This window comes from Deltaproteobacteria bacterium, assembly GCA_009930495.1.
In the GTDB taxonomy this organism is placed as follows: Bacteria; Desulfobacterota; Desulfovibrionia; order Desulfovibrionales; family Desulfomicrobiaceae; genus Desulfomicrobium.
This window is the reverse complement of sequence record RZYB01000209.1, coordinates 1-3950: the sequence shown is the minus strand read 5'-3', so window position 1 is coordinate 3950 and position 3950 is coordinate 1. Positions and strand designations below refer to the sequence as shown.

5 protein-coding genes are annotated in these 3950 nt (G+C 63.3%); 4 read left to right on the top strand and 1 reads right to left on the bottom strand.

Features of this window, described 5'->3' with window-relative positions; all coding sequences use genetic code 11:
- The 3 genes from EOL86_12585 to EOL86_12575 all read left to right on the top strand — a co-directional run.
- Window positions 1-498, top strand: a 498-nt coding sequence (locus EOL86_12585; protein ID NCD26412.1) for a peptidase M15, incomplete at its 5' end; no start/stop codon positions are given.
- A gap of 19 nt (window positions 499-517) precedes the next feature.
- Entirely contained in the window at window positions 518-997 is a 480-nt protein-coding gene (ilvN, locus tag EOL86_12580; GenBank protein NCD26411.1) for an acetolactate synthase small subunit, read from the top strand.
- Complete coding sequence (locus EOL86_12575; GenBank protein NCD26410.1) at window positions 997-1920, top strand: phosphate butyryltransferase; 924 nt, start codon at window positions 997-999, stop codon at window positions 1918-1920. Before ilvN ends, EOL86_12575 begins: the two co-directional genes overlap by 1 nt.
- Window positions 1921-1973: 53 nt before the next feature.
- Here EOL86_12575 and EOL86_12570 read toward each other — a convergent pair whose 3' ends face one another.
- On the bottom strand, window positions 1974-3212 hold the full coding sequence (locus EOL86_12570; protein NCD26409.1) for a glycosyltransferase: 1239 nt from the start codon (window positions 3210-3212) through the stop codon (window positions 1974-1976).
- Window positions 3213-3393: 181 nt separating this feature from the next.
- Between EOL86_12570 and EOL86_12565 the strand changes: the two genes are divergently transcribed.
- Window positions 3394-3831 (top strand): Hsp20/alpha crystallin family protein, encoded by a 438-nt coding sequence (locus tag EOL86_12565; GenBank protein NCD26408.1) that lies wholly within the window; start codon window positions 3394-3396, stop codon window positions 3829-3831.
- Window positions 3832-3950 lie beyond the last annotated feature (119 nt).

Genomic DNA, 3950 nt, shown 5'->3' with positions numbered 1-3950 from the left:
TGCATCCTTACCGCCCAGGCCGCCGAGGCCGTGCTCAAGGTTCGAGAAGAGCTGCGCCCCTTTGGTCTGAGCCTCAAGATTTTTGACGCCTACCGGCCCCAGCGGGCCGTGGACCATTTCGTGCGCTGGGCCCGCGACCTGGACGATACAACCATGAAAGGGACGTACTACCCCGAAGTGCGCAAGGAAGAGTTGTTCGACAAGGGCTATATCGCCGAGCGCTCCGGTCACACGCGCGGCAGCACCGTGGACGTGACCATCGTCGCGGTGGAGGACGGCGGATTCCGCGAATTGGACATGGGCACGGGTTTTGATTTTTTTGGTCCTCAATCCTGGCCCACGGACAGAACCATGGAGCCCGAACAGCGCGCCAACCGCCTGCTGTTGCGCCAAGTCATGACCAGACATGGCTTCAAGCCCTACGACTATGAATGGTGGCACTTCACCTTGAAGGACGAGCCGTTTCCGGACACGTATTTCGAATTTCCCGTGCGCTGACGCGGGGCGCGGAGGATTCATGCGCCACACCATTTCCGTTTTGGTTCAGAACAAGCCCGGCGTGCTGGCCGCCCTGGCCGCGACGTTTCAGCACCACGGCATCAACATTCGCTCCATTTCCTGCGCCGAGACCGAGCGCGAGGATGTTTCGCGCATGATTATCTGCGTCGAGGCGCGGGCCGAGGATGTCCGGGGGGTGATCGAGGAGATCGAAGCCCTGGAATTCGTGTCGCGCATGGAGGACTTGTCCGCCCAGGAGATGATCGACCGCGAACTGGTCATGATCAAGGTCCGCATCACGCCAGGCACGGTCAGCCAGATTTTGCAGATTTTCGAGGTCTTCCGGGCCGGAGTCGTGGACATGGGCAACGAGACCATTTCGGCCGAGCTGTCCGCGCCGTCGGGCAAGGTCGCCGGGTTGATTCGGACCCTGGCCCCACACGGCATCGTCTCCCTGAGCCGCACCGGGCTTATCGCCCTGACGCGGGGGGATGCGTGATGGCGGCGTCCGGGCCGGTGACGTCCCTGGACCGGATGGTGGACATGGTGCGCGCCAGGCACAAGCCCGTGCGCGTGGTCATTGCCGCTTGCGCCGAGGCCAACGCGGTCCTGGCCGGGTTGGAGGCTTTTCGCCAGGGTCTGGCCGAGCCCGTGTTCGTGGGTGACGTGGAACGCATGCGCGCCCTGTCCGAATTGGCGGATCGGGATTTTGCGGCGTTTCGTTGCGTGCACGAACCGGATGAGGCCAGAGGCCTCGGTCTGGCCCTTGATGAAGTGGAGCAGGGTCGGGCCGAGTTTTTGATGAAGGGCGGAGTCAAGACCGATGTGTTGTTGCGGGCCGTGCTCGGGCGCAAGCGTGGCGGCGCGGGGCTTTTGAGCCATATCGGCGTGTTCGCCCATCCGCGCGAGGAACGCCTGGTCATCGTCACCGACGCCGGGGTCAACATCGATCCGTCCCTGACCCGCAAGATCGACATCATCAAAAACGCCGTGGCCGTGGCCCAGGCCCTGGGCATGAGGCCGCCCAGGGTGGCCGTGCTTTCGGCCACGGAAAAGGTTTCGTACAATGGCATGGAATCGAGTCGCGACGGCGACATTCTGGCCCGGTTGTGCCGCATGGGCCTTTTCGGCGAGGTCCTGGTTGGCGGGCCGTTTGCCCTGGACATCGCCGTGTCCGCCGAAAAGGCGCGGGCCAAGGGCGTGGATCATCCCGTGGCCGGGCGGGCGGACATTCTTTGCGCGCCGAACATCGTCGCCGGCAACGTTCTCTACAAATCCGTGACCAGCCTGATGGATTTGCCCATGGCCGGCATCGTGGTCGGCGCCGGATTCCCCCTGGTCGTGCCCTCGCGCGGTGACTCGGATCGTTCCAAATTCTATGCCCTGGCCCTGGCCGCGTATTTGGCTGGTCACGAGGGGTGACCGTGAAGGGTGGACACATCGAAGCCGGGCGACTGCGTCCGGCTTCGTGCGTTTTAGAGGGCGCGAAGCCGCAGCAGGGCGTGATGCCTGAAGGCGGCAGAAACGCGGCGCATGAACTCCGTGGGCAACGTCGGGTACGTGTCGTTCAGGCGGTGGAGCCGCTGTCCGGCGGCGTCATCGAAAACGCGCAGTTTGGCGGCCAGTGCCTCGGGATTCTTGAACAACCGCGAGTAGTGGCGGATTTGTCTCCCCGCGTCGATGAGCACCGGCCCAGGCAGACCGACGACAACCTCATGCACGGGGCGCTCGAACCGTAAACCAGGGCTCACGGGCATAAGCCGAAGTTGCAGGTCCGGCCACAATCCGAATCCGGCCAGAACGTGCTCCTCGTCGGGCCAGAAGGTCATGCGCGGCCACGCCACGCCCCCGGCTCCCAGCGTTCTGGCCCTGGCGGTCAATCCGGGCAGGGCCGCCCAGTCTTCGGCGGCCAGGCGTTCGTCACTGTCCAGAAAAAATATCCATTCACCTTGGGCGTGCGCGAGGGCGACATTGCGCTGGGCCGCGAAGTCCTTGTCCAGTCTGCGGGCCAGGTGCCGTGTCGGACATGCCGCGTCTGGGCGGGGTGTTGGTGGCGCGTCGGCGTCCCAGACCACGATCATTTCCCGTGCCCAGGCCGGGATCGCGGCGAAGAACTCCTCCAGACGTGGTTCGTCCGGGTGCAGGATGGCCGCGATGGTCACGTCTTCGGGGTTGCCCGAGAGAGCGGGCTGGGTGTCGGGTTCAAGGCGTTCTGTTTTGAGGAGAAGGCGTTGCAGCGCCCGGTGCGTCTGACGTTCTTCTTCGGACAGGGTGGAGTTGAGGATCATCGTGCACTGGGCTGGGTTGCGCCCGAACGCATGGAGCAGGAGCAGGATGGCGCGCGGGGACGTATCGGCCAGGATGGTGTGTCTGCCGTCCGACCACCACGGGGCCTGCTCCGCAAGCGTTGGACGGACGTCAGCGGGGTTCAGGGTGCACACGGTCAAGGTGCGCTCGGCGGGCAGGGCCTTGGCCAGGGCCGCGGCCAGCGCGCCGTCGCCAAGGCCAAGCAGCAGGACGTGTTCACGGGGGGGCCGCAGCGCGGCCTTGAGCTCCCGGTCCGGGCAGGTTTCCTTCTTCGGAACCGGAGCCGTGGGGAAATGGTGGCCCAGCTGCCAGGGGATGAGCGCGTGGGTGTATTCGCGCAGTGCCTCGGTTCCCGGGTGCGGGAGGGGCGTGGGTGACTTCGGGGCGGTTTTGGTGGATGGCGCCATTGATCTGGACTACCAGAGCACCAATGTGAAGAAAAGTATGGATCAACTCGGAATATTTTGAAGTTTTAATTCTGGTTTCAAGGTCTGCTTGACGGAGGCGCTGGGTGAATTAGTCTATAAGATTGATTGCTCGTGTTGTGACATGACATTTTTTAACGTTGGTCACGAAAGGAGGTTGGCCATGACGCTCATGAAATGGGATCCCTGGCGGGAAATCGAGGACATGTTCGACCGGTACACCAAGGCCGTCGGTTGGCCGCGTGGCGGGCAGGAGGCCTTGGCCTCCACCGATTGGTCGCCACGGGTGGATATTGTCGAATCGGAACAAGAGTTCCTGATCAAGGCCGATATCCCCGGTGTGGAAAAGGACCATGTCAAGGTGTCCGTGGAAAACGGAGTGCTGACCATTCACGGCGAGCGCAAGAGCGAAACGGAAGAAAAGGACGCGAAATTCCACCGCGTGGAACGGTTCACCGGCACCTTTGTGCGGCGGTTCACTGTTCCGGAAAACGTGGATACGGAGGCCATCAAGGCGGTTTTCAAGGACGGCATGCTGACCCTGCATCTGCCCAAAACCGAAAAGGCGTTGCCCAAGGCCATCGACATCTACGTTGAATAGCCTCGGCCAACACGGCCTGGAGTTTGGCTCCGCTCGCAATCGGACCGGCCGCAAGGCCGGTTCGGTCGTTTTGGGGGCAGGCTTGGGCATTGGCCCCGGCGCCGGAGCATGGTATATTT

Excerpts from the sequence above, each read along its gene's own strand:
- EOL86_12565 (NCD26408.1), top strand. The coding sequence starts at position 3,394 with ATGACGCTCATGAAATGGGATCCCTGGCGGGAAATCGAGGACATGTTC.
- ilvN (NCD26411.1), top strand. The coding sequence starts at position 518 with ATGCGCCACACCATTTCCGTTTTGGTTCAGAACAAGCCCGGCGTGCTG.
- EOL86_12575 (NCD26410.1), top strand. The coding sequence starts at position 997 with ATGGCGGCGTCCGGGCCGGTGACGTCCCTGGACCGGATGGTGGACATG.
- EOL86_12570 (NCD26409.1), bottom strand. The coding sequence starts at position 3,212 with ATGGCGCCATCCACCAAAACCGCCCCGAAGTCACCCACGCCCCTCCCG.